This is a genomic window from Mesorhizobium sp. M0062 (genome assembly GCF_040323125.1).
In the GTDB taxonomy this organism is placed as follows: Bacteria; Pseudomonadota; Alphaproteobacteria; order Rhizobiales; family Rhizobiaceae; genus Mesorhizobium.
This window is the reverse complement of sequence record NZ_JAMYUO010000036.1, coordinates 23,270-46,281: the sequence shown is the minus strand read 5'-3', so window position 1 is coordinate 46,281 and position 23,012 is coordinate 23,270. Positions and strand designations below refer to the sequence as shown.

The following is a 23,012-nucleotide window of genomic DNA, read 5'->3' as shown; positions in this document are numbered from 1 at the left end:
CCCAGCGCCTCGTCCATCTCGGCCTCAAGCACCTCCTGCATCACCGCACGGAGCACTTCGTGCAATCCATCCGGGTTCGAAAGCAGAATGTCTTTGACGGCAGCGCTGGTCGATTTACCTTCTGTCTTGGTCATGGTGGCGTTCCTTCGCGGGAATCAGGTGACGTGAACAATCACCAGCCTGCCATGACCGCCCTCTCTCAGCGAATTTGCAGAACTCTCAGCACACTACCCCCTCCCAACAAGGTGGAGGGAGACTAGGTTGGCGCTGATTTCCGCAAAACCGTCTAAGTCGACTTAAAAAAGGGCTGGGCGTGCGGCAGCGTTCCCTCCGCCTTGTGAGGGTCCGAAGGACGGGCGAAACCCTGGCTCGCCCCGGCAAGTTAGAGTGGCGGTCCTCTTCGTAAAAGCTCATATGCGATAGCCCTTGCCCCGAGGCATTGGCATTGCCAGCTCTGTATGAAGCGCTCCTCCGCTCTCCCCACCAGCTTTGCGCCTTGACCCACCGAGGGCTCTCCCTGGAACCAAATCCAGCCTAAACTGTTCAAGTTGGTTACGACGCCGACGAGCCCTGCCGGTTGGGCAAGCGGCGATCCTGAGGAGCTCCCACCATGACCATCTCGTCCAGCTTTCGTTCGCTCGCGGTCGCGGCCATCGCCACCGTTGCCGTCGGTGCTGCCAGCGCTGCTCATGCCGATAGCGGTACGATCCGCTTTGCCGTCTACAAGGCAGCCTTCTTCGTCGGCGGCTCGGGCGGTGAGGGCACGCTGACCTTCCATGGCCGCTCCTATCCCATCACGATCGGCGGCGTTTCGGGCGGCTTCGCCTTCGGGGTTTCCAAGACCTATTTCCGGGGCACCGTGCGCCATATCCGCAGGGTGCGGGATGCGACCGGGGTTTATGGCGCGGCCGGCGGTGGCGGCGCGCTCGGCAAGGGGGCGCAGGTGATCGTCATGACCAATGACAAGGGCGCCCAGCTCGAGCTTACGGGCCGGCAGGTGGGGCTGCAGGTGAATGCGGATTTGAGCGGGTTGGCGATTTCGTTGAAGTAAGGGGCGTTGCGTCTGGGTGGGCAAGGTCGCCCAGGGCGATGGCAACCGCATAGGGTGCTCCCCCACTCCGTCTCGGCTTCGCCGAGCCACCTCTCCCCCACATCCGTGGGGGAAGAGGAAACGCTAATCTCCGAGGTCGCGGCCTTCAAAAGTTTGGGTGTCCCTCTCTCTCGAAAAGCTTGGGTTCCTCCACGCCAAAAAGCTTGGCATTTCCTCTCCCCACGGACGTGGGGGTAGAGGGGGCTCGGCGAAGCCGAGAGGGAGTGAGGGCTGGCGCTGGCCTCGGCCCCTACCGCTCCTCCACAATCCGCAAATATGCCGCCGTCACGAACAGCACGATCAGCCCGAACAAGATTCGCCGTGCCCCCTCCGGCATCTGCAGGATGGTCAGCAGTGTTGTCAGCACGGTTAGGATCAGGGCGCCGATGATGGTGCCGGTGTAGCCGCCGCGGCCGCCGAAGATGGAGGTGCCGCCGATGACGGCGGCGGCGACCGAGGGCAGCACCAGCGGTTCGGCGAGCGACAGCGACGGCGCCTTGATCAGGCCGATATAGAGCAGGCCGGTGATGCCGGCGAGCACGCTGGAGGTGACGTAGAGCGCGGTGATGACCTGCCAGTATTGCACGCCCGACAGGCGGGTCGCGCGCTCATTGTCGCCGACGGCGTAGAGCAGGCGGCCGAAGCCGGTGCGGGCGAGCGTGAAGACGATGAGGGCGGCGAGCGGCACGAACAAAAGCAGCGCGTTGGGGAAGCCCCATGTCACGCCGGTGCCGAGCCAGGCCAGGAAGTCGGGGATTTTTGCGCCCGACGCGATCACGGTGCGCTGGTAGACCTGCAGGCAGCCGGTGCCGATCAGGCTGGTGCCCAGCGTCATGATCAGCGGGTGGACGCGGAACACACCGACGCCGATGCCGTTGACGAGGCCGATCAGCACCGCCGGCATTATCGCCAAAAGGAACGCCACCGCCGGGTCCTGGTTGACCACTTGCGTCGCCATGATGAAGGCGCTCATCGTTGCCACCGTGCCGACCGACAGGTCGATGCCGCCGGTCAGCATGGTCATGGTCTGGCATCCCGCCAGGATCGCCAGCGGTATGGCGAATTTAATAGTGTTGGCGATCCAGCGCTCGTTGACGATGCCGGGGCGCAGGATCTGCAGGATTATAACCAGGATGGCGAGCAGGACGATCAGCGGGATGAGCGGGCGGTCGGCCATGAAGCGTTTTATGCGGCGGCCGAAGGGGACGGGGGTGATGGCGGCGGTGCTCATGTGGCGGCTCTTGGTGTTGTGTGCTGCGAGGATGGCGCTCTACGGCGCCCCCCTCTGGCCTGCCGGCCATCTCCCCCACTTGTGGGGAGATTGGCAGCTTCAGCGCCTCGCTCCTTTTTGCAACGTTGAAGGCTGGCGAAAGCAGCGATGACAGCTGATCTCCCCCCTCGTGGGGGAGATGTCCGGCAGGACAGAGGGGGGCGCGAAGGAACGCCGACGTCTCTCTGCGACAGCACACCCATCATTGCCGCCCCCGCATCGTGATAAACGCCCCGAACATCACCACCGCCACCATGATCAGCCCCTCGATGATGGCGGTGACATTCGGGTCGATGGCAAGCAGCGTCAAATCCGTGCGCACCAGGCGCAACACGAAGACGGCGACGATCGGGCCGAGCAGGCCGCCCTTGCCGCCGCCGAGCGCGACGCCGCCCAGCACCACGGCGGCGACGCTGGCGAGCAGATAGGGGCCGGGGATGGGGGCGCCGATGCCGGTGCTCATGGTCAGCGCCAGGCCGCCAAAGGCGGCGAACAGGCCGGACAGCGCATAGGCGATGATGCGAGTGCGCTTGACCGGCACGCCGGAGCGGAACGCCGCCAGTTCGCTGGAGCCGATGGCGTAGATGGAGAGGCCGAGGCGCGAGCGCCGCAGCGGTATCCAGATGACGCAGAGGCACACGATCAGCACCAGCAGCGCCTTGGGCAGCCAGGCGTCTATGGCGTCGGGCAGGCCGGGGATCGGTACGGTGCCGGAGATCAGCGCCTTCAGCCATTCGGCGATGCCGCCGCCCGGCGCGTCGAGTACCAGCAGGGCTGCACCCTGCAGCACGAACAGCATGGCCAGCGTCACGACAATGTCGGGCACGCGGGTGACGACGATGAGCAGGCCGTTGAGTGCGCCGAGCACGAAACCCATGGCCAGCACGAAGGGCACCACGAACAGCGCGTATTCCTCGCTCGCGCCATTCATCATCGACGCCGCGGTGACGCTGGTCAGCGCCATCATGGCGGCGACCGACAGGTCAATGCCGCCGGCGATGACGACGACGGTCTGCGCGGCGACTGCGAAGGCATAGGGCAGAACGGCTCGGGCGAGCGAGCCGAAATCATTGCTGCCATAGGCCGGCTGGATGATCCTGGTGGCGATGAACAGGACGATGAGCAGGGCGAACAGGCCGACGACCCAGCCTTGGCGGCGCAGGAAATGGCTCATGGCGCGGCCTCCGGCGAAGCCGAAGTGTTCGCGGTCGGATCAGCCAATATGCCGATATCGGCCTTGGCGCCGCGCGGCAGGCCGTAGGCGGCGCGCATCAGCGCCGGCTCGTCGGCCTCCTCGACCGGAAAAATGTCGACGAGGCGGCCGCCGAAGATGACGATGACACGGTCGCAGACGCGCTGCACCTCTTCCAGTTCGGAGGTGTAGAACAGCACCGACTTGCCGTTGCCGGCGAGTTCGCGCAGCAGCTTGTAGATCTCCTGCTTGGTGCCGACATCGATGCCGCGCGTCGGGTCGAAGCACAGGATGGTGCGGGCATCCGCCGCGATCCAGCGGGCGATGGTCACCTTCTGCTGATTGCCCCCGGACAGGCGCTGCACTTCGCCCTGGGCGCGGGTGTCGATCTGCAGCCGCTCGATGGCGCTGAGCACGGTCGCGCGCTCGCGGCGCATGTTGATCGGCCCCCAGTTGCGCAGCGCGGCACTGAAGGGCAGGGCGATGTTTTCACGGACCGAGCGCTGCATGGCGAGCGCCTCGGAGCGGTCGCCCGGCACATAGGCAATGCCGGCGCGGATGGCGTCGATCGGGTGGGAAAATTTCACGGGCTGGCCATCGACTTCGATGGTGCCGCCGGAGGGCCGGATCGAGCCGGCAAGCGCTGCGAACAACTCGTCCTGGCCCTGGCCTTCGAGCGCGACGACGCCGGCGACTTCGCCGTCGGCGAGATCGAAGGAGACATCGCTGAGCTTGGCGCCGACGCGCAGGTTTCGCACCGAAATGCGCGGCCGGGTGGTCGCCGGCGCGGCCTTCTCGGCAGCGCTGCGGGCAGCGACATGGGTTTTGACGATGCGGGTGCCGAGCATCAGCTCGACGATCTTTTCTTCCACGCCCGGCACGATGTCGACGACGCCGACGGTCTCGCCGTCGCGCAGCACGGTGGCGCGGTCGCACAGCGCCGAGATCTCGACGAAGCGGTGCGAGATGAAGATCACGGCGCGGCCCGAATCGCCCTGGCGGCGCACCACTTCCAGCACCTTTTCGGCAAGGTTGGCGGGCAGGGCCGCCGTCATCTCGTCAAGCAGCAGCACGTCGGGCTCGACGGCGAGCGCCCGCGCCAGGTCGAGCACGCGCAGCACGGCGAGCGGGATGTCGCGCGCGGTGTCGCGCAGATCGAGGTCAAGAATGCCGAGCTCGCGCACCCAGGCGCGGAATAGCTCGACCGGCGTGCCGGTGAGCCTGAGGTTGGAGAGAACGTCGAGATCGGGGATCAGCGACGGTTCCTGGTAGACGGGCAGCAGCCCGGCGCGGCGCGCGGCGGCCGGCGAGCGAATGTCGCGCGCCTCGCCGCGGATCAGGATGCGGCCGGCGTTCGCCGGAATGGCGCCTGTCAGGATCTTCACCAGCGTCGACTTGCCGGCGCCGTTGGCGCCCATCAGCGCGTGGACCTCGCCCGGCAGCACGGAGAGCGACGCGTTGCGAAGCGCTGCAACCGCGCCGTAGTTCTTGGCGACGCCGGTGGCGTCGAGGAGGGGGCTGGTGGTCAAATCGATGTCCGCTCAGAAATTCTCTTGCTGGCACTCTACGGCGCCCCCCTCTGTCCTGCCGGACATCTCCCCCACAAGGGGGGAGATTGGCAGTTCCGGCGCCGCCCCTCGTCTTGCGACGTAGAAAATTAGCGAAAGCCGAGATGACAGCCAATCTCCCCACCTGTGGGGGAGATGTCCGGCAGGACAGAGGGGGCGCCGTAGAGCGCTAGTCTGTGTGACGAGGACGGCCGTTCGCCGTCCTCGCCAGTTCATTCAAACCAGGCTTACTCCCCCGGCCCCTTGCAGGCCACGATCTGCTCCTTCGTGTAGGTCGTCCACTCCGGGATCGAGATCGAGACCGGCCATTCCGGGCTGAGCGACGGGTCGGCGGCTGCCTTCAGCTTGGCCTTGCCTTCGTCGGTGGCGTTGTCCCACAGCTGCGGGTCGACCAGCACGGTCTGCTGCGCCGGCTTCTTGCCGTCGAGGATCTGCAGCGCGAGCGTCACGCCCGCGCCGCCGATCGAGCCGGGGTTGGTGACGGCTGCACCGACGAGACCTTTCACCGAGCTCAGCTGGCCGACGAAGCCGGCATTGTCGGCGCCGACCACCGGCACCAGCGGCGCCTGCGATTCGACCAGCGCGTCGACGATGACGTTGTCGATGCCGGAGGTCCACACACCGTTGAACGGCGTGCCGGTGGCCAGGAACGACAGCATCTGCTGCTTGGCCTGATCCTGCTGCCAGCCGGTGAAGACTTCCTGAGCCACCTTCACGCCGGGGTTTTCAGCCAGCGCCTTCTTGAAGCCTTTGTCGCGATCGCTATCGGCCGAGGCGCCGGCGGCGCCGCGCATGTAGAACACTTCGCCCTTGCCGCCCATCTGCTGGAACAGCCATTTGGCGCCGAGATAGGCATACTGTTCCTGGTTGTTGGAGATGATGTAGGCCGACGGTTCGGTCACCGCCTGGTCGACGGCAACGACGACGATGCCGGCCTTGGTGGCTTCTTCCAGGCCCGCCTTGATGCCGGCGGGATCAGCGGGGTTGACGACGATGGCGTCGACCTTGGCGCTGATCAGATTGCGGATGTCTTCGAGCTGGCCGGCGGCATCGGTGTTGCGGTGGGCGATGTTGAGCTTCGTCACTTCGCCCGAAGCCAGCGCCTGCGCCTTCATGGCGCAGACCATTTCCTCGCGCCAGCCATTGCCCTGCACGGTGTTGGAAATGCCGATCGTATATTTGGCTTCGGCCGACGACACGCCCATCGATGCCAGCAAGGCAGCGCCCGCAAGCAACGGGACCATGGTCAGTATTTTCTTCATGTCAGTACTCCTCCACATTGTTGTTTTTCGTCTCAGGGTCAGACCCTTCGGCAGGTTCAGACCAAGTCATTCACCTCGTCATTTGACGAAGGGGCGCAGCACGTCGCGGGCGAGCAGGAAGCCCCGCTTCACCGCATCGTCGTTGCCTTCGAACCGCCTGTCCTCATGTTCGATGATGACCGAGCCGTCATAGCCGGCGCGGTAGAGGCCGGAGAAGAAGCCGCTCCAGTCGACATCGCCCAATCCCGGCATGCGCGGCACCTGCCAGCCTATCCCGGCGGAAAGGATTCCGCGCTCATACAAACCATCATGATCGATCATCAAATCCTTGGCGTGGACATGCAGCATGTAGGGGCCGAACTCCCGGATGAAACGGCCCTGGTCGATCATTTGCCAGACCAGGTGCGAGGGGTCGAAATTCATGCCGACCTCGCCGCCCCAGGTTTCGAGGATGCGCCGCCAGACCAGCGGCGAATAGGCGATGTTGTGCCCGCCCGGCCATTCGTCATAGCTGAAGATCATCGGGCAGTTCTCGAAGGCGAGTTTTACCCCGTGATCGCGCGCATAGGCGACGGTCTCGGGCCAGACTTTCAGCGCGTCCTGCCAGTTGACGTCGACGGTCTTCGAGGCATCGCCACCGCAGAAGGTGTTGACCACCGGCACGCCCATATTGGCGGCCAGCACGATGACCTTCTTCAGATGGCCGATGACGGCCTCGCGATGGGCAGGGTCCGGATGCAGTGGGTTGGGGTAGTAGCCGAGGCCGGAGACCGTCAGCTTCTTTTCCGTCAGCGAGGCGACGATCTCCTTGGCCTGCGCGGGCGAGGTGGAGGCGGCGTCGATATGGCTGGTGCCGGCATAGCGCCGCGTCGCGCCGGAGGTCTTCGGCCAGCAGGCGATTTCCAGCGCCTCGAAGCCGGCCGAGTGCGCCCAGCCGGCGACCTCGCCAAGCGGCGTCTCCGCAAACGGTGCTGTAAGCACTCCTAGTTTCATTCTGCCTCCCTAGACCCGACGACTATAATGCCGATTGTTTGGATCGCTTCAACCTCGCGACCTCATCTTGTTCAAGACTGTGCCGGACAGCCGCCATCGGATCGTCCGACAGCAGGTCGCCCAGCGCCGATGTGACGGCCGCGCGGAACGTATCGTCGGCGGCAAGGCCGGGGTCGAATATCCCGTCGATGGCAAGGATGGCGGACACCAGCGCGCTGGCATCGGGACCCGTCGCGTCGGCGATTGCGGCGACCTTGCCGGCATAGGGATCCGACACCGGCCAGCGTCTGCCGAAACATTCCGAGGCCTGGATCAGATAGGCCATCCAGCCGGCGACCGGCACCGACAGCAGGCCGATGCTCTGGCCCATCGCAAGCCGGTCGCGGATCGGGTTGAGCAGGCGCTGGACGATCTTCTGCGAACCGTCGGTTGCGACCTGGTGGTTGCGGTGGCGGATCGCGGTGTTCTTCAGCCGGGCAAGGCTCTGCTCGACATAGGCGAGCGGCAGGATGCCCGGCACCGGCATCAGCGTCGGCACAGTCTCTTCGACCAGCATGCGCCGGATGAAGTCCGACAGCAGCGGGTCGGCCATGGCATCCGATGTGTGCTCGAGCCCGGCCAGCACGCCGAGCGTGGCGAGCGTCGTCTGGGCGCCGTTCAGCACCCGCATCTTGAGATGCTCGAACGGCGTGACATCGTCGACGAAAGTGGCTCCGACCAGGTCCCAGCGCGGCATGCGGCCGGCAAACTTTTCCTCGATCACCCACTGCCGGAACGGCTCGCCGACAGCGACAGCGCCATCGCGGTAGCCGAACCAATTTTCGACGCTGTCGAGATCGTCCTGCGTCACCGCCGGCGCAATGCGGTCGACCATGGCCGAGGGGAATGCGACGTTGGCCGCGATCCAATCGGCCAGCCCATTGCCGCGCCGTTCTGCAAAGCTGCGCACGACGTTGCCGAGGATGATGCCATTGGCCGGAATGTTGTCGCAGGACAGCAGCGTCAGCGGCCGCCCATGCGTGGCCCGGCGCTGCTCCAGCGCCCGCACCAACAGGCCGGGCACGCTGCGCGGCGTCTCGGGGTTGGCGAGGTCGTGGACGATATCAGGATGGCCAAGGTCGAGTTCGCCGCTGGACGGGACGTGGCAATAGCCTTTTTCCGTCACTGTCATCGTCACCAACTCGATATCGGGTGAGATCAGCACGCCGAGCGCCGGTGCCGCACTCTCCTGGCTGTCGACCACCCGGACGATGCTGCCGATGACGCGCGCCTCGATGTGGCTGTTCTCGCGGATCAGCCTTGTGTACAGCCCGCCCTGCCGTCCCAGCGTGTCGGCAAGGCTGGGCGGGCGGATGTTGATGCCGACGATGCCCCAGCGGTCGAAGCGCAGCGAGATGAGATCGTCGGTGTATTCGGCCTGATGGCAGCGGTGGAAGGCGCCGACGCCGAGATGCGCCATGCCGGGCGAGAGGAGCGTACGGTCATAGGAAGGTGTCTGCACCGATGCCGGCAAGCGATCGAGCAGCGCCGGCCCAAGCGTTTCGATGGAAGCGCTCACCGGTTCGCCCCGATCACCGCCTGCTCTTGGTCGACAACCGCGCCGGTCATCGGGCCGGCGGCGTCGGACAGCAGGAAGACGGCGAGGCTGGCGATGTCGTTCGGGGTCAGCAGCCGCCCGAAAGGCTGCGCGGCATTGGCCTTGTCGAGCCAGCCGGGGCCGTTGCCCAATGTCTCCGCCTGCATGATGCGTTCGGCCGGCGTGTCGGTCCAGCCGACATTGATGCCGTTGACGCGGATGCGGTCGAAGCGGTGGGCGTTGGCGGCGTTCCTGGTCAGCGTCGCCAGCGCGCCCTTGGTGGCGGAATAGACGGCAAGCTCCGGCGAGCCGCAATGGGCATTGATCGACAGAATGTTGAGAATGGCGCCACCTTGGCCGCGCTGCTTCATGTCGGCAATCGCCGCCTGCATCAGGAAGAACGGCGCGCGCGCATTGACGGCAAACAGTGACGCCCAGTCGTCGAGGCTGGCGTTGAGGAAAGAGGCGCGATCGGTCAGGCCGGCGGCGTTGACCAGCGCATCGATGCGGCCGAAGCGCTCGATGCAGGCCTGCGCCAGAAGGGTGGGGGCGTCAGGATCGGCAAGGTCGGCGGCGACGAAGATGGTCGGCGTGCCCAATTGCGAAAGCTCGGCCGCCACGGCCTCGCCACGCGCCCTCTCGCGCCCGGTGACCAACAGCCCGGCGGCACCGGAACGCGCCAGCGTCTCGGCAATGGCGCGGCCAATGCCTTGCGTCGACCCGGTGACCAGAGCCACCTTGCCGTCAAGCCGGATCTCCATTCCTCCTCCCGGGAATAAAGTTTCTATTTTTTTAAATATGGAACGGCAATTCTGGATAGTCAATTGTGCCAGCGGCGGCTCATTCGCCGCGCCGCGCCGCCACCCCATGGACCAGCGCCATGCCGACAGCGAGTGACGCCGCCAGCGAGCGGAAGCCGGCAAAGTCGGATTCCACCACTTCCAGCCAAGCGTCCGAGAGCCGAACCAGCGGGCTGAAAGTGCTGTCGGTGACGGTGACGATGCGGGCCTTGCGCTCATGCGCCACCGCGACGAGATCGGGCGTGATCGAATTGTAGGGGCTGAAGGAGACCGCAAGCACGGCGTCCCGTGCGCCGATGCAGCCGATCTGGTCGAGTGCGGAGGACCCGACATTGTCGACCAGCACGTTGCGCACGCCTTGCTGCGAGAGCGTCAGCGAGAGATAGGCGGTGACGGGAAAGGCGCGCTTGGAGCCGATGACATAGATCAGCTCGGCCGCCGCCAGCAGCGCCACCATCTTGTCGAAACTCTCGACGTCGAAGCCGGTCTCGATGCGGCCCAGCGAGGCCTGCGATGCGCCGACCATGCCGTGCAGGAAATGCAGATTCGGCTCGGTCTCGGTGCGCGGTTCGCCGCGCCCTTCCGGCCATGAGCCCTTGATGTGCTCCTTGAACAGGCCCTGGAAATCGGAAAAGCCGGAATAGCCGAAGATCTGGGCAAAGCGCACCAGCGTCGAGGGCTGCACGCCGGCCTGTGCCGCAACCTGCGCGATGGTGCCGAGCGCGACGTCGCTCGGATGCTGCCACAGGAAGATTGCCACCTGGCGCAGCCGCTTGGGGAAATGCACCGTGCCCGACGACAGCACCGCGCGTAGCTCCTCATAGGTCTGCGGCTGGATGTAGCCGAGTGCTGCCAGCGAGCGTCCGCGCTTGCGCGTCGCCGCCTCGTCGGTGCTGGACCGTCCGGATGCCTTGCTTGCCCCACTCATGATTTCAGGCTAGCGCGATACGATCGTTTTACAATATGAAAATTGGAAATCGTATTCGAAAGGGGTGCGGTTTCCCAACGTCGTCATCCTAGGGCGAAGCAGGAGCGAAGCTCCGTCGCGGAGACCCTAGGATCCATGCCGTGACGATGGTCGAGGAATGCAGCGGACGAGAAGGTTCTGCACCGTAGCATCGCTCTGATGTCACGGCATGGATCCTGGGGTCTGCGCTGCGTCGCTGCGCTCCTTGCTACGCCCCAGGATGACGAAGCCACAGGTGGAGGAGTTTGAAATGGTCTACGCAACATCGGACGGATCGGCGGGCAAGCGGCTCAGGGTCGGCATGGTCGGCGGCGGGCGCAATGCCTTTATCGGCGCCGTGCATCGGCTCGCCATGCGCCTGGACGACCAGATCGTACTGGTCGCCGGCGCGCTGTCGTCGGACCCGGAGAACGCCGCCGCATCGGCCGCCGAGATCGGCATCGCGCCCGAGCGCAGCTACGCCGACTATCGCGAGATGGCGCAGGCCGAAGCCGCGCGGCCGGACGGCATCGAGGCGGTTGTCATCGTCACGCCCAACCATCTGCACGCGCCGATTGCCACGGCCTTTCTCGAGGCCGGCATCGACGTGATCTGCGACAAGCCGCTGTCGACGACGCTGGCCGACGCTGAGGCGCTGGTGGCGCTGGCGAAGGCGAAGAAGCGCCGCTTTGTCGTCACCCTCAACAACACCGGCTACGCCATGGTCCGCCAGGCGCGCGAGATGGTGGCGGCGGGCGCGCTTGGCCGCATCGTGTCCGTGCATGGCGCCTACATCCAGGACTGGCTGACCAAGCCGATCGACGCCGAGGGCCAGAAGCAGGCGGAGTGGCGCACCGATCCGGCGCGCGCCGGGCAGTCGGCGGTGCTGGCCGATATCGGCGTGCATGCCTTCAACCTGGCAAGCTATATCTCCGGCTATGAGGCCGAGGCGGTGTCGGCGGATCTGTTCACTGCCGTGCCGGGACGGCGGCTCGACGACAATGCGCATGTGCTGGTGCGCTGGACCGGCGCGGCGCGCGGCACGATCCTGGCCAGCCAGACCTCGCCCGGCCACTACAACGATCTCTCCGTGCGCATCTATGGCGACAAAGCCGGGCTCGAATGGTCGGGCGGCCGGCCGGAAGAACTGCGCTTCTCCATCTACGGCGAGGAGACCCGCACGCTGGTGCGCGGCGGCCATGGCTCGACCACTGAGAGCCAGCGCGTGTCGCGCATGCCGGCGGCGCATCCGGAGGGATATATCGAGGCCTTCGCCAATTTCTACCGCGACGCCGCCGATATCATTCGCGCCCATCGCTCTGGTGGGGTGGTCGATCCGGCGCGTGCGGCGCAGGTGCCCGACGTTGTGGATGGCGCGCGCGGGGTGAAGTTTGTTGCTGCGGCGGTGGAGTCGAATGCGGCGGGTGGGACATGGACGGCGGCACGGTTCGGGTGAGGCGAGCTATCCCTTGATGGCCGAGCCGACGATGGAATCGACGAAGAAGCGCTGCAGGAAGACGAACAGGATGAGCGGCGGCAGCACGGCCAGCGTCGCGCCGGCCATCACCAGGCCGGTGTTGACCGCGCCCCTGTTGTAGCTCAGCAACCGGCTCAGGCTGATGACGATCGGATAGGCGTCGGCATTGCCCTGCAGCACGGTCAGCGGCCACAGATAGCTGTTCCAGTGATAGACGAAGGCGAAGAGGGCCAGAGCCGCGATTGCGGGGGCGACGCTCGGCGCGACGATCTTGTAGAGGATCAAGAACTCCGAGGCGCCGTCCATGCGCGCGGCGTCGATGAGCTCGTCGGGCACGCCGGAGATGAACTGGCGCATCAGGAAGATGCCGAAAGCATTGGCGAGATTGGGCACGATGATGCCGGCGAGGCTGGCGTTGAGGCCGATCGAGCCGACCAGGCGATAGAGCGGGATCAACGTCACGATCGGCGGCAGGAACATGGTGGCGATCAGCAGAGAAAACAGCAGCGACTTCCCGGGGAAGTGGTATTTGGCGAAGGCGTAGCCGGCCATCATGCTGGTCAGCAGGATGCCGGCGGTGGTGATCGAGGCGATGACCAGAGAATTCCACATCGAGCGGCCGACATTGATCACGCCCGACACCTTCTCATAGGCGTCGAGGCTCGGCGTAAGGGGGATCCACACCGGCGGCACCTGCATGCTCTCGGCCGGCGTCTTGAGGCTCGACAGCGCCATCCAGACCAGCGGGAAGGCCGAGGCGACGGCGACCAGCAGCATCAGCGTCGCCAGCAGCGCCTTGCGGCCGGACGGGCGCCGGCGCGACAGCCGGCTCGACGATCCCGCGCTCATTCGTCGTTCTTCCGGTTGGCGAAGGCAAACAGCGCGCAGACGACGACAATCAGCGAAAGCATCAGCATCACCGCCATGGCCGAACCCAGTCCACCCTGCGCACGCTCGATGCCGACGCGGCGGATGTGGTAGGTCAGCACATTGGTCGAGCCGACCGGCCCGCCCTGCGTGATCAGGGCAACCGGCTCGAACACCTGCACGGCGTTGATGATGGCGATGACGGCGCTGAACAGCAGCGTGCGCCGCATCAGCGGCAGCGTGATGAAGCGGAACTGCTCGAGACGGTTGGCGCCGTCGAGCTTTGCTGCTTCATACAGGCTGCCGGGGATTTGCGTCAGTCCGGCGATCGCCAGCACGGTGAAATAGCCGACCTGCTGCCAGACATTGAGGAAGACGATCGAGATCAGCGCCGAGCGCGGCGACGACAGGAAAGGCTGCGGGCCGATGCCGATAAGGCCGAGCATCTGGTTGAGAGGGCCTTCGCTCGGCGAATAGAGTTTCGACCACACCAGCGCCACGGCGATCATCGGCACCATGTAGGTGGCAAACAGCACCGTGCGCAGCGCCGTGCCGCCGGCGACATCGCGCTGGTAGACCATCAGCCCAAAGGCCACCGACAGCGGCAGGATGAGGATGACGGAGAGCGCGGTGTAGACGGCTGTGTTGACGAGCGCGGCCTTGAAATCGCGGCCGACCGAGGTGGCCCCGAAAATCTCGCGGAAATTGTCGAGGCCGATGAAGCTGGCGCTGGAAAACGGTGTCTGCGTCGACCAGTCCTGGAACGACAGCCAGACGGTGAGCAGCATCGGCAACAGGACGAAGATGCCGATCAGCGTCACGGCGGGCGCCAGCATGATGCCCGCCGAGGCACGGTACCTCTGAATCATTATTTGGCGGCGCGCTCCAGGATCGAAATGGCGTCGGCCTGCGCCGTCGCCTGCGCATCCTTGGCCGAGACCTGGCCATACTGCAACGCCTCGAGCGTCTGCTGCAGCGATTCCGAGAATTCCTGGCCGCCCGGCACCACCGGGAACGGCTTGGCGCCGGTGAGCACGCTGACATAGCCGGAGAGGAATTCCGAGCCGAGCTTGTCCTTGTGCGCCTCGATGTCGGAGAGGCGTGAGGGCAGGATGCCCATCGACATGAGGATATCCGACATCGCGGAAGCGCCGCTCTTGCCGGACTTTGGATTGTTCAGCCAGGCGAGGAAGTCCCATGCCGCCTTCTGCTCGGCCGCACCTGCATTGGCGTTGACCACGGTCATCCAGGAATAGGAGATCGAATGCGGCTTGTCGCCGCTCGGGCCGACGGGAATCGGCGCCGTTGCAATGTCGGCGAATCTGTCGCCCATGCCGGCCTTCAGCGCGCTCTCCCACCAATTGGCCATGATGATCATGCCGGTCTTGCCGGAGACGAAATTGTCGAGGAAGGGGCCGGTGGTGTTGGCGTCTGCGGTCGCCATCGCCGGCACGCTGGCGCCCGACTTGATCAGGTCCTCATAGAACTGGAAGGTCTCGGTCGCCTGCGGGCTGTCCAGCACCGGCTTGCCGTCCTTGACCAGGTCGCCGCCATTGGACACCAGCAGCGAGGCGAAGGGGTGGACGACGCCGGCGGCCCATGAATTGATCATGCCGAAGCCTTGCTGTCCCGCATCCTTGTTGGTCAGCTTCTTGGCCGCATCCTTGAATTCGTCCCAGGTCTTGGGTGGCGCCGCGATGCCGGCCTGCTTGAACAGCGCCTTGTTGTAGTTCAGCGCATAAACATCGATTTCGTTGGGGATGCCATAAAGCGTGCCGCCGACCGAGGCGGCGTTGGTGATGCCCGCCGGCCAGGCGGCCTTGACCTCGCTGGCCACCGCATCGGGAGCGGGCGCGACCAGCTTGTCGCGCGCCAGTTCCGGCAACCAGAGATCGTAGATGCCGCCGATGGTTGGGCCGTCCGCGCCGCCGCCTTGCGAGCGCAGCGTGGTCAGGAGGTCGCCGAAGGGGACGGCGCGCACGGTGACGCTGACATCCGGATTGGTCTTGGCATAATCCTTGGCCGCCGCTTCCAGCAGCGCCACCGTCTCCGGCGACCAGTGGGTGAGATAGGAGATGTTGACCGATTGCGCCCAGGCCGTGGCGGGCAGGATGGCGAGGCCTGCGGCCAGTGCCAGTTTCGACGTCCAGGCAAACGACATTCCTCATCCTCCCTATCGGTTCACATGAGGTTATGACAAGTCAGCGCGGCGACGCAAGGGCTTGCTGGCGAAAAAGTCTCACATGGTACGGTCACAGATTTCTTTGCGGCGCTGGAATGTGGATATTTATCGTTAGGTAACAAACGGATACAGGTACTGCAATGTCGTGAGGGGGCCAACGCCGCCATTCCTGAGGCGCAGCAGACCTCTTGCGAATACCGCTATGTCGTTATAATGACTTTTGCTGAACCAATGACTTCTCACGGCACGGAAACGCCGCGGGACGCCAAGGACAGAGAACAATGGGAGACTGGCAATGAGCATGCTTTCACTTCACCGGCGCGCAGCACTTGGGCTGATCGGCGGCCTTGCCGCCGCCTGCGCCGGCGTCTTCGCCTCATTGCCGGCGCGAGCCGCCGACAGCACGGTGACGCTGTGGAGCTGGCGCACCGAGGACGAGGCCGCGATGCGCCGCATCTTCGATGCCTTCGAGGTGAAGAATCCCGGCATCAAGGTCGCCATCCAGTTCACGCCCGATGCCGACTACCAGAACCGGCTGAGCACGGCGCTGCGCGGCGGGCGCGGGCCCGACATCGCCCAGCTCAAGGCCTATGGCGAATTGCAGCCCTTCGTCGAGGCGGGCTATCTCGACGCGCTGGACGACAACGTGCCGGAGCTGAAGAACATGGAGGACGCAGCGCTTGGCGGCGTGCGTGGCCGCGCTGACGGCAAGCTCTACGGCGTGCCCTACTCGGTGCCGATGATGGGCGTCTTCTACAACCAGGATATCTTCGCCGCCCAGGGCATCGAGATCCCCAAGACCTACAAGGATTTCACCGCCGTCTGCGAGAAGCTGAAGGCGGCCGGCATCACGCCGATCGCCACCGGCGGCGCCAACGGCTCGGGCTGGGAGCTGGAGATCGCCGTCGGCGTCGTCGGCCCGACCATCTATGGTCCTGATTTCTACGACGAGATGATGAGCGGCAAGGCGACCTTCCAGGATCCGCGCTATGTGGCGGCGCTGAAGCGCTTCGCCGAGCTGAAGCCGTATTTCCCCGACGGCTTCGCCGGCATCGACTACACCACCGCCACGCAGCAGTTCATCGGCGGCAAGGCGGCGATGTTCCTCGGCGGTTCGTTCGAGAACGGCAGCTTCAAGGCGCAGAACCCGAAGCTGAAATTCTCGATCTTCCCGTTCCCCGCCGACGATGCCGGTGCAAAACTCTACACCTCGGCCTTCTCCGACGGCTCCTATGGCCTGGTCTCTGAGAGCCAGAACAAGGAGGCCGCGACCAAGGTGCTGGGCTTCATCGCTTCGGCAGAGTTCGCGCAGATGTTCGCCGACGAGCTCGGCTGGCCGCCGGCCCGCACGGATGTGACGGTGAAGGATCCAGTGCTGGCCGCGATGATGGAGATGGCGAAGAATTCGACGCCGTATCTGACGCTGGTCGGCTTCCGCTGGCAGTCGCCGACGGCGTCTTCGGTGCTGCAGTCGGAGATCATCGACATGGTCGAAGGCAACATCGCGCCGGAGAAGCTGGCGGCCGACATGCATGCCGCGGTCGCCACCTGGTTCAAGCCGAAGCAGTAGGCGCGGCCGGTCGCAAAAGCGGCCGGCCTCTCACGGACCAGAAAAGCGCATGAGCACCCTTCGCCGCACCAGCAGCCTTCGCCGCACGCAGCAGCGCATGGCCGTGCTGTTCATCCTGCCGGCGCTGGCGGTCTATGCGCTGTTCGTCCTCTATCCCCTGGGGATGTCGCTGTGGGGCAGCTTCTTCGTCTGGAAGGGGCTGCGCATGGTCGAGTTCGCCGGCCCGTCGAATTTCTCAAGGCTGTTCGTTTTCCCCAGCGGCGCGCGGATCTACGGCGCGCTGTGGCACAACACCGCCTGGTTCTTCGGCATCATGGTCTTCCAAAATGGCCTCGGCCTGTTGTTCGCCTGGCTGCTGTTCCTGCGCGACAAGGGTGCGGCCTTCTTCCAGTCGGTGTTCTTCTTTCCGGCCGTGCTGAGCCCGGTCATCGTCGGCGCGCTGTGGCGGTTGCTTTTGGCACCGGGCGGCGTCGTCGAATGGGCGCTGAACGGGCTCGGCCTGCACCAGGGCAGCCTGACTGTGCTCGGCAACAGCCACACCGCGCTCGCCATGCTGATCGCCGTCGATGCCTGGAACTGGATGGGCCTGCCGGTGCTGATCTACACGGCAGGTCTGCGGCAGATTTCCGGCCAGATTTTCGAGGCGGCAAAACTTGACGGCGCCGGCAATGCGCGCATGCTGTTCTCGATCGCGCTGCCGCTGCTGATGCCGGCGCTGGGCACGCTGACGACTTTGTCGTTCATCAACACCTTCAACCAGTTCGACATCGTCTATGTCATGCAGGGCGTGCAGGGCAATCCGAGCTATTCGACCGACACGCTGGTGACGTACTTCTACCGGCTGGCCTTCGGCGCGGAAGGTGCTGTCGGCATCACCGATATCGGTCTGGCTTTGGCGCTCGGCACCGTGCTGTTTTTGATCCTCAGCATCGGCACGCTCATGATGCTGCGCTTCTTCGACCGCCGCACGGTGCAGCTATGAGCGCGCTGGCGATTTCACAAAGACCGGCCATCTCTCGGCAGCTGGCGCGGCTGCCCGGCTGGACGGTGCTGGTCGTTTGGACGGCGGCCGTGCTGTTGCCGCTCTACATCCTCATCGTCTCCTGTTTCAAGACCACGGCCGAGATCTACGACAACAGGCTCGGCCTGCCGCAAAGCTTTGCCTTCGACAATTTCATCAACGCCTGGACGCGCGCCGATCTCGGCCAGAATTTCATCAACAGCCTGATCGTCACGGGCGGCGCCGTCATCCTCACCATCGTCGTCTCGGCGATGGCCGCCTATCCGCTCAGCCGCTACAAGCTTGGCTGGAATGCCATCATGCTCGGCCTGTTCCTGTCCGGCATCATGCTGCCCATCCGGTTGGCCTCGGTCGAACTGTTCACGCTGATGCGCAATCTCGGCCTGCTGGATTCGCTGACCGGGCTGATCCTGGTCTATTCGGCGATCCGCATTCCCTTCGCCGTCTTCATCTTCGCCAATTTCATGCGCGTCTTGCCCTCCGAGTTGGACGAGGCGGCGCGCATGGACGGCGCCGGCGAGGTCCGCATCCTGTTCCAGATCATCCTGCCGATGGTCAAGCCGGCGGTGTCGATCGTGGCAATCTTCACCGCGATCGCGGTGTGGAACGATTTCTTCTTCCCGCTGATCTTCATCTTCGACGACCGCTACAAGACGGTGCCGCTGGCGATCAGCGTCTTCGTCGGCCAGTTCCGCACCGACTGGGGCCTGGTGTTCGCCTCGCTGGCGATATCCATGGCGCCCATCCTGATCATGTATTGTCTGCTGGCGCGGCAGATTCGCGAAGGCGTCGGCACCGGAGGGGGCATGAAATGATCGAAGACAGGATTTATGCGGCGAAATCCATCCTGGTGGTCGGCGCACACGCCTTCGATGCCGAGGTGATGGCCGGGCCGCTGGCGGCCGCTGCCGTCAAGCGCGGCGCCACGGTGACCTTCCTGCATCTGACCATGGGTGAGCAGGGCCATCCGTACCTGGTTCCCGCGCATTATTGCGTGCAGAAGGAAGAGGAAGCGGGCAGCGCGGCGGAGCGGCTCGGCGTCGCCATGCGTAGCTTTGGCCTGCGCGACGGCTTCCTGCCCACAGACGATCAGACGGCGCTCGAAGTGGGCGACATCATTCGCGAGCTGAAACCCGAGATCGTCATCACCCATTGGCATGGCAGCTGGCACAAGGACCATCGCGCCGCCGCGCATTTGACGAAGACCGGTATCTTCTTCGCCGGACTGCCGACCGTTGCCAGCGACCATCCGGCGCACACGCCGCAACTGCTGCTGTTCGGCGAGAACTGGGAGGACGATGACGGCTTCCGGCCCGAGCATCTCGTCGATGTCAGCGACGGGTTCGAGGCCTGGCGCGACGCGGTCATGGAGTATGAGCTGGCGCGCGGCCTGAGCAGCTTCCCCTATGTCGACTATTACAGTTCGCTCTACCGGCTGCGCGGCTGCCTGCGCGGCACGCGCCATGCGCAGGCCTTCGCGGCGGCATCGCATTCGTGGAATGCCGGCAGCGGCCTGTTCTCGCTCCCCTTCGGCAAAGGGTCCGGTCGATGACGCGGGTACTCGCCATCGATCTCGGCGCCACCAATCTGCGCGCCGGCGTATCTACGGGCGATGTCGGTGCGTTGGAGACGCGGGGCAGCGAGCCGGCGCCGGCAACCCTTGATGCCTTCATTGCGCGCATCGACGCGCTGTGCGTGGAGGCCGGGCCGGTCTCAGCGCTTGGCATCGCGGTGCCGGGTCTGGTCGAGGGCTCAATCTGCCGCTGGATCCCCAACCTGCCGTTCCTCGACGGCGTCGACATCCAGACGCTGTTTCCCAAATTGCGCGTAGCGCTCGGCAATGACGCACAGATTGCGCTGCTGGCGGAGGCTGTCGAAGGCAGTGCGAAAAACATGTCGGATGCGATCCTGCTCGCCATCGGCACCGGCATCGGTTCGGCGGTGCTGGCCAATGGCCGCATCGTTGCCGGCGCGCATGGCGGCGCCTGCTCGTTCGGCTGGGCCTGCGCCGACGTCAAAGATCATGGCGAGGAGCGCAGCGGCTGGCTGGAGCGCGTCGCGTCGGGCCGGGCGCTCGATGCCCTTGCCGGACAGATCGGCCTTGCCGACGGCCGCCAACTGATCGCCGCTGCCCAGGCCGGCGAGCTGGCTGCACTCACCTTGCTTGAACTGCCGGCGCGACAGCTCGGCACCGCGTTTGCAGGCGCTGTCGCGCTGCTCGATCCGCAAGCGGTGCTGATTTCGGGTGGTTTGGCGGACGCGCTGGATGTGATCCGGCCGCCGCTGCTTGCGGCGCTGCGACGTCAACTGCCGCCGCATCTGCGCGGCATCGACGTCAAGGCTGGAAAGTTCGGTCCCTGCGCCAGTCTGGTCGGCGCGGCGCTGGCCGGCGCCGTTGGGCAAGGGTGGAGGCAGGTGCGATGAGCGAAGCAAGCTTTCAGCAACCGGACCGCAGACGGCCGGAGCCGCTCTGGTACCAGGTCGAAGAGGCGATCCGAGCCATCGTCAAGAGCGGCGAATGGGCAACGGGCGACCAGATCCCGGCGGAGGACAGGCTGTGCGCCCTGTTCGGCGTCAGCCGCATCACGCTGCGCCACGCCTTGCGCAATCTCGAGGAGGCAGGACTGCTCAGGCGCGAACATGGCCGCGGCACGTTCGTGCGCTCGACCACGCTGGTCGCCGGCACGCGCGAGCTGACCAGCTTTACCCAGGAGATGGGCAATATGGGCGTGGTCGCGGGCTCGCGCCTGCTCGACTGCAGCCTGACCACCGCCAATGCGGCGGCTGCCGGCGCGCTGGAGATCGAGGAGGGCGATCCGGTGGTGCGCATTCGCAGGCTGCGGCTCGGCAACAACGAGCCGATCGGCATCCAGACGGCGCAGCTGTCGGCGGTGCGCGTGCCGGGCTTCCTCGATGCCGGCCTGCTGCAGGGCTCGCTCTACGAGGCGCTGGAGCGCCATTACGGCATCGTGCCGGTGGCCGCGCGGGAGAACTACCGGGTCGGCGCGGTCGGCGCGGCGGACGCCGAACTGCTCGACCTCGCTGTCGGCAGCCCGGCCTTCGTCGTCGAACGCATCACCACCGACGAGCGCGGCCCGTTCGAATTCACCGTCTCGATCATGCGCGGCGACCGCTACGAAATCCGCTCGACGCTGCGCGCCGGACGCGTGCCGCTGAACCCGAGAAGCTGATCCATTCCAGACCGACACAGCAAACAGGAGTACCCACGTGTCCGATCTCTACATCCACCGTCTCGCCGCCCTCATTGACCAGGCTGCGAAAGCCAATGAAGAGGCCTTTGACCAGGCCGCCAGCCACTTTGCCGACTCCCTCGAGGGCGGCGGGCTGGTGCATCTCTATGGCTCCGGCCATTCGGTGCTGCCGGTGCAGGAAGTGTTTCCGCGCTATGGCAGCTATGTCGGCTTCAACCCCCTGACCGACCCGCGCGTGATGTGGCACAATGTGCTCGGCGCCGGCGGCGTGCGCGAGCTTTTGTGGCTGGAGCGTACGGAAAGATACGCCGAAAAATTCCTCGACCACCAGCCGCTCAACAAGGGCGATTCGATCATCATCTTCGGCCATAGCGGCCGCAACTCGTCGGGCATCGACACCGCGCTCTACGCCAGGAAGCGCGGCATCTTCGTCGTCGCTGTCACCAGCAAGAACAATCTGGACAAGCCGGCGACGCACTCGTCCGGCAAGCGGCTGGCGGATGCCGCCGACCTCGTCATCGACACCTGTTCGCCGATCGAGGACGCTATCGTGCCGGTCGAGGGCTGGAGCCGGCCGGTGTCGGGCTCATCGACGGTGCTTGCCATGATCCTGGCGCATGAGCTGATCGCGCGCACCGCCGAGCAGCTCGCCAAGCGCGGCATCGAACTGCCGGTCTTCGCCTCGCCGACCATTGCCGGCGTGACGCTGCACGACACCGACGTCATCTACGGCGTCTACCGCGAGCGCATGCTTGACGCGCAGAAGAAGCACCTGCCGACCTTCCAGGCAACGATGCGCGGAGAGTGAAAAAAGGGAGGCCCGGCACATGCCGGGCCTCCGACGTCTCGTTCCGCAATTCCTATCCTCTCAACGCCGCTTCGGGCGCCCGGCAGGCGATTTGTTGCCGCGCGGGCCGCTCTGAACCGGCGTGTTGCCCTGGTTTTCCTCCGACAGCTTGCGCCAGCGGGCAAGGCGCTCAGGGTCGAGCGTACCCGCCTTCAACGCAGCCTGCACCGCGCAGCCCGGTTCGTGGACATGGGTGCAGTCGCGGAATTTGCACAGCGGTGCGAGCTCGGTGATTTCGGCAAACAGCGTGTCGATGCCGGAGGCGACGTCGCTGACATGCAGCGTGCGCATGCCCGGCGTGTCGATTACCCAGCCGCCACCGGCAATGGGGTGCAGCGACCGCGCCGTGGTGGTGTGGCGACCCTTGGCATCGTGTTCGCGGATGCCCGCCGTCTGTTGCGGCGATTGCTGCGCCGATCCGGCCAGCGTGTTGACCAGCGTCGATTTGCCGACCCCGGAGGAGCCGACCAGCGCCACCGTCTGCCCTGCGCCACACCAGGGAGCAAGCGCCGCTGCGGCATCGGCGACGCGCGGGTTCAGCATCACCACGGCCAGTCCACGCTGCAGGGCGGCGGCCTGGCTTTGGTAAGCCTCGGCATCGTCAGCGGTGTCGGCCTTGGTCAGCAGGATCACCGGCGTCGTTCCGGCCTCGTTGGCCAGCGCCAGATAGCGCTCGAGCCGGGCGATGTTGAAATCGGCATTGCAGGACGTCACGATAAACAGCGTGTCGACATTGGCCGCGGCCAGCTGCGGCACCCTGCCGCCCTGTGTGCGGCGCTCCAGCACCGTCTTGCGGGTCAGGCGGCGGCGCAGCAGATGCGTATGCGGCTCGACCAGCACCCAGTCGCCGACGGCATAGTCGCCGGTGTTGGCATTGGCCGGCAGCGTCAGATCCACTGGCCCTGCCCGGGACAGGCCGGCCAGGCGGTCGCGGTGCACCGAGGCGATGCGCGTCGGCACGAGGTCTGCCTCATCGGCTTCAAGCTGGTCGCCGAAGAAATCCGTCCAGCCCAGGCTTGCGAGGGAGGCCGTCACGGCTTTGACCAGGGGGACGGCGTCACAGACATCGGAGAGTATCCTTTGGCAAAATGGGCGCGGACCCTCGGGGCGGTTGTTCAAGCCGTGTATGGGCGGCATGG

22 protein-coding genes are annotated in these 23,012 nt (G+C 65.5%); 9 read left to right on the top strand and 13 right to left on the bottom strand.

Going from position 1 to position 23,012, the window contains the following annotated elements; translation table 11 throughout:
- Positions 1 to 134 (bottom strand): transposase (locus NKJ64_RS28290; RefSeq protein ID WP_502902896.1); only part of this gene is annotated, 134 nt, incomplete at its 3' end.
- Between the two features lie 476 nt (positions 135 to 610).
- Here NKJ64_RS28290 and NKJ64_RS28285 point away from each other — a divergent pair.
- The gene (locus NKJ64_RS28285; protein WP_023825535.1) at positions 611 to 1,051 is read left to right on the top strand and encodes a lipid-binding SYLF domain-containing protein; all 441 of its coding nucleotides are present in this window, start codon (positions 611 to 613) and stop codon (positions 1,049 to 1,051) included.
- Between the two features lie 289 nt (positions 1,052 to 1,340).
- Here the strand turns inward: NKJ64_RS28285 and NKJ64_RS28280 are convergent, their stop codons facing one another.
- The 8 genes from NKJ64_RS28280 to NKJ64_RS28245 all read right to left on the bottom strand — a co-directional run bounded on the left by NKJ64_RS28280 (position 1,341) and on the right by NKJ64_RS28245 (position 10,679).
- Positions 1,341 to 2,321 (bottom strand): ABC transporter permease, encoded by a 981-nt coding sequence (locus tag NKJ64_RS28280; protein ID WP_352463717.1) that lies wholly within the window; start codon positions 2,319 to 2,321, stop codon positions 1,341 to 1,343.
- 241 nt (positions 2,322 to 2,562) lie between these two features.
- Entirely contained in the window at positions 2,563 to 3,534 is a 972-nt protein-coding gene (locus NKJ64_RS28275) for an ABC transporter permease (protein ID WP_023669686.1), read from the bottom strand.
- Positions 3,531 to 5,081 (bottom strand): sugar ABC transporter ATP-binding protein, encoded by a 1,551-nt coding sequence (locus NKJ64_RS28270; RefSeq protein ID WP_023714099.1) that lies wholly within the window; start codon positions 5,079 to 5,081, stop codon positions 3,531 to 3,533. The genes NKJ64_RS28275 and NKJ64_RS28270 overlap by 4 nt, the downstream gene beginning before the upstream one ends.
- A gap of 266 nt (positions 5,082 to 5,347) precedes the next feature.
- Entirely contained in the window at positions 5,348 to 6,382 is a 1,035-nt protein-coding gene (locus NKJ64_RS28265) for an ABC transporter substrate-binding protein (protein ID WP_023704174.1), read from the bottom strand.
- A 78-nt stretch (positions 6,383 to 6,460) separates the two neighbouring features.
- Entirely contained in the window at positions 6,461 to 7,375 is a 915-nt protein-coding gene (locus NKJ64_RS28260; protein ID WP_023807220.1) for a sugar phosphate isomerase/epimerase family protein, read from the bottom strand.
- A gap of 22 nt (positions 7,376 to 7,397) precedes the next feature.
- Positions 7,398 to 8,933, bottom strand: coding sequence for a mannitol dehydrogenase family protein (locus NKJ64_RS28255; protein WP_023698627.1), 1,536 nt, complete (start codon positions 8,931 to 8,933; stop codon positions 7,398 to 7,400).
- Positions 8,930 to 9,712, bottom strand: coding sequence for an SDR family oxidoreductase (locus NKJ64_RS28250; protein WP_352463716.1), 783 nt, complete (start codon positions 9,710 to 9,712; stop codon positions 8,930 to 8,932). The genes NKJ64_RS28255 and NKJ64_RS28250 overlap by 4 nt, the downstream gene beginning before the upstream one ends.
- Positions 9,713 to 9,791: 79 nt before the next feature.
- Complete coding sequence (locus tag NKJ64_RS28245) at positions 9,792 to 10,679, bottom strand: MurR/RpiR family transcriptional regulator (protein ID WP_352463715.1); 888 nt, start codon at positions 10,677 to 10,679, stop codon at positions 9,792 to 9,794.
- Between the two features lie 289 nt (positions 10,680 to 10,968).
- Between NKJ64_RS28245 and NKJ64_RS28240 the strand changes: the two genes are divergently transcribed.
- Positions 10,969 to 12,153: a Gfo/Idh/MocA family protein gene (locus NKJ64_RS28240; protein ID WP_352463714.1), complete on the top strand. Its 1,185-nt coding sequence runs from the start codon at positions 10,969 to 10,971 to the stop codon at positions 12,151 to 12,153.
- Between the two features lie 6 nt (positions 12,154 to 12,159).
- On the opposite strand, the gene NKJ64_RS28235 is transcribed toward NKJ64_RS28240, so the two are convergent.
- The 3 genes from NKJ64_RS28235 to NKJ64_RS28225 are packed head-to-tail and all read right to left on the bottom strand — an operon-like array spanning position 12,160 to position 15,202.
- Positions 12,160 to 13,023 (bottom strand): carbohydrate ABC transporter permease, encoded by an 864-nt coding sequence (locus NKJ64_RS28235; RefSeq protein WP_023671061.1) that lies wholly within the window; start codon positions 13,021 to 13,023, stop codon positions 12,160 to 12,162.
- Complete coding sequence (locus NKJ64_RS28230) at positions 13,020 to 13,910, bottom strand: carbohydrate ABC transporter permease (protein ID WP_352463713.1); 891 nt, start codon at positions 13,908 to 13,910, stop codon at positions 13,020 to 13,022. Before NKJ64_RS28230 ends, NKJ64_RS28235 begins: the two co-directional genes overlap by 4 nt.
- Complete coding sequence (locus NKJ64_RS28225) at positions 13,910 to 15,202, bottom strand: ABC transporter substrate-binding protein (RefSeq protein WP_023686515.1); 1,293 nt, start codon at positions 15,200 to 15,202, stop codon at positions 13,910 to 13,912. Before NKJ64_RS28225 ends, NKJ64_RS28230 begins: the two co-directional genes overlap by 1 nt.
- Positions 15,203 to 15,518: 316 nt before the next feature.
- On the opposite strand from NKJ64_RS28225, the gene NKJ64_RS28220 reads away from it, so the two are divergent.
- The 7 genes from NKJ64_RS28220 to NKJ64_RS28190 are packed head-to-tail and all read left to right on the top strand — an operon-like array spanning position 15,519 to position 21,834.
- Positions 15,519 to 16,793, top strand: a complete 1,275-nt coding sequence (locus NKJ64_RS28220) for an extracellular solute-binding protein (RefSeq protein WP_023686514.1) — start codon at positions 15,519 to 15,521, stop codon at positions 16,791 to 16,793.
- A gap of 49 nt (positions 16,794 to 16,842) precedes the next feature.
- Positions 16,843 to 17,775: a carbohydrate ABC transporter permease gene (locus NKJ64_RS28215; protein ID WP_352463712.1), complete on the top strand. Its 933-nt coding sequence runs from the start codon at positions 16,843 to 16,845 to the stop codon at positions 17,773 to 17,775.
- Positions 17,772 to 18,629: a carbohydrate ABC transporter permease gene (locus tag NKJ64_RS28210; protein ID WP_023698619.1), complete on the top strand. Its 858-nt coding sequence runs from the start codon at positions 17,772 to 17,774 to the stop codon at positions 18,627 to 18,629. The genes NKJ64_RS28215 and NKJ64_RS28210 overlap by 4 nt, the downstream gene beginning before the upstream one ends.
- The gene (locus NKJ64_RS28205) at positions 18,626 to 19,366 is read left to right on the top strand and encodes a PIG-L deacetylase family protein (RefSeq protein WP_023698618.1); all 741 of its coding nucleotides are present in this window, start codon (positions 18,626 to 18,628) and stop codon (positions 19,364 to 19,366) included. The genes NKJ64_RS28210 and NKJ64_RS28205 overlap by 4 nt, the downstream gene beginning before the upstream one ends.
- Complete coding sequence (locus NKJ64_RS28200; RefSeq protein WP_023825523.1) at positions 19,363 to 20,238, top strand: ROK family protein; 876 nt, start codon at positions 19,363 to 19,365, stop codon at positions 20,236 to 20,238. Before NKJ64_RS28205 ends, NKJ64_RS28200 begins: the two co-directional genes overlap by 4 nt.
- Positions 20,235 to 21,005 carry a GntR family transcriptional regulator gene (locus tag NKJ64_RS28195; protein ID WP_023683130.1) on the top strand — a complete coding sequence of 257 codons (771 nt, stop codon included), beginning with the start codon at positions 20,235 to 20,237 and terminating at the stop codon, positions 21,003 to 21,005. The genes NKJ64_RS28200 and NKJ64_RS28195 overlap by 4 nt, the downstream gene beginning before the upstream one ends.
- Positions 21,006 to 21,042: 37 nt before the next feature.
- Positions 21,043 to 21,834, top strand: coding sequence for a sugar isomerase domain-containing protein (locus NKJ64_RS28190; RefSeq protein ID WP_352463711.1), 792 nt, complete (start codon positions 21,043 to 21,045; stop codon positions 21,832 to 21,834).
- Between the two features lie 60 nt (positions 21,835 to 21,894).
- Here NKJ64_RS28190 and rsgA read toward each other — a convergent pair whose 3' ends face one another.
- Positions 21,895 to 22,908 (bottom strand): ribosome small subunit-dependent GTPase A, encoded by a 1,014-nt coding sequence (rsgA, locus tag NKJ64_RS28185; protein WP_502902895.1) that lies wholly within the window; start codon positions 22,906 to 22,908, stop codon positions 21,895 to 21,897.
- Positions 22,909 to 23,012 lie beyond the last annotated feature (104 nt).